Below are 1,422 nucleotides of genomic sequence, written 5' to 3'. Positions count from 1 at the left end.
GCTACCGTCGGTTTTTTGCCTATTGGCCGCGCCGGATAACCGCACGTCTCGCGCCGCATCAAGCCGGGTATCGCCCCCGGCTTTAAGCTGGCTGCCGGCGATCAGAATATCGCCGCTGTTTGCCGCATTCCCTCCACCAGTGGCCTTGATGCTCAGGTTATTACCCGCCGTCAGGGCCGAACCGCTCACCTGGGTCTGTTGCTGCTGTTGCTGCGAGGACGATTTTTGTGAGCCTAACGACGCACTGACGCCCACCATTTCAGTGACACCGCCTCCCTGGGCCTGCACCAGTTGCCCGGCCTGCACCGCCTGCCCCCCCGACAGCGCCGCTTTAACCCCTTGTAATCCCGCCAGCCGGCCAGTGTTTTCGTCGCGGGCCGCTTTGGCGGTGGTGACCGCCGTATTGACGGCACTGCCGACCGGTCCGGACAGCGCCACCGTCAGGCCACGCTGTTTGCTCTCGGCAGTATACTGTTGAGAACGGCTATTTTCTGCGGCGCTGATCGCGACATCCGCCCCTGTCAGGGCGAGGTCTTTACCCGCCACCACCTCGCTGCCATGGAGGGTTAACTGATTGCCCGCCTCGAGGCGCACATTGCCCGTCAGGCTGCCCACCGTGCTGCCAATATGGCTCACCGTTTGGGTCTGGTCGGTGGTTTTCTGCCGGGAAGCACCGATAAAGACACCGATACCGCCGGTGCTCATCAGGCCGGATTTTTTCTGCTCGAATAGCTGAGTTCTGCTCTCGCTCTGCTGCGCGGTGCTCACGGTCAGGTTTTCCTGCGCACGCAGGCGAATATCCTTATCGGCCACCACGCTGCTGCCGGCGACCGCGATATTTTGGCTACTGACATCAATGGAACCCGCCGAGAGCATCGAGCCCACTGCCAGCGTCTGGCTCCGGCCCTCTTCGCTGCGGGTGGTGGTGCTGGAGACCAGCCCTTTTTTAGTCCCGGTATGATTGCGCTGCTCGTCATGCTGTTCGGTCTGGGTGGTTAAGGTGACATCGCCACCCGCCGCCAGTTTCAACGCGCCATCCGTTTGCACCGCGCTGGCACTGAGGGTGATATCGTTTGCTGTCTGCAGATTGATATCGCCCGTGGCGTTCAACTGGCTGCCGAGGAGCGTTTCATCATAGAGATTGACCGAGCTGGTATGGCGCTGGCTCGAGGATCCACCGGTAACAGACAGGCTGTCAGTGGCCGCGCTGAGAGTGATATTCTGCGCCTGCACATCGATGGTACCGGCATTCACCCGCGCCCCCACGGCGGTCAGATTGTCTACGTTGGCGCTTAGCGCACCACCGACCTTCACCTCGCTGCCCAGATGGCGGAGAGAGCCACTGGTCGCACTGCCACCGCCATACTGCGCACTGATCTGGTCGCTACGTTGCACCGTGCTGAGAAGCCAGTCGCCACCGGT

General features: G+C 61.8%; 1 protein-coding gene. It reads right to left on the bottom strand.

The features are described 5' to 3' along the window. Positions 1-1,422: hemagglutinin repeat-containing protein (locus tag AC971_RS24545; protein WP_197090746.1), on the bottom strand; the 1,422-nt coding region annotated here is incomplete at both ends.

The sequence above is a fragment of the Yersinia similis genome (assembly GCF_001053095.1).
Classification (GTDB): Bacteria; Pseudomonadota; Gammaproteobacteria; order Enterobacterales; family Enterobacteriaceae; genus Yersinia; species Yersinia similis.
This window is presented reverse-complemented; position numbering and strand designations above follow the sequence as displayed.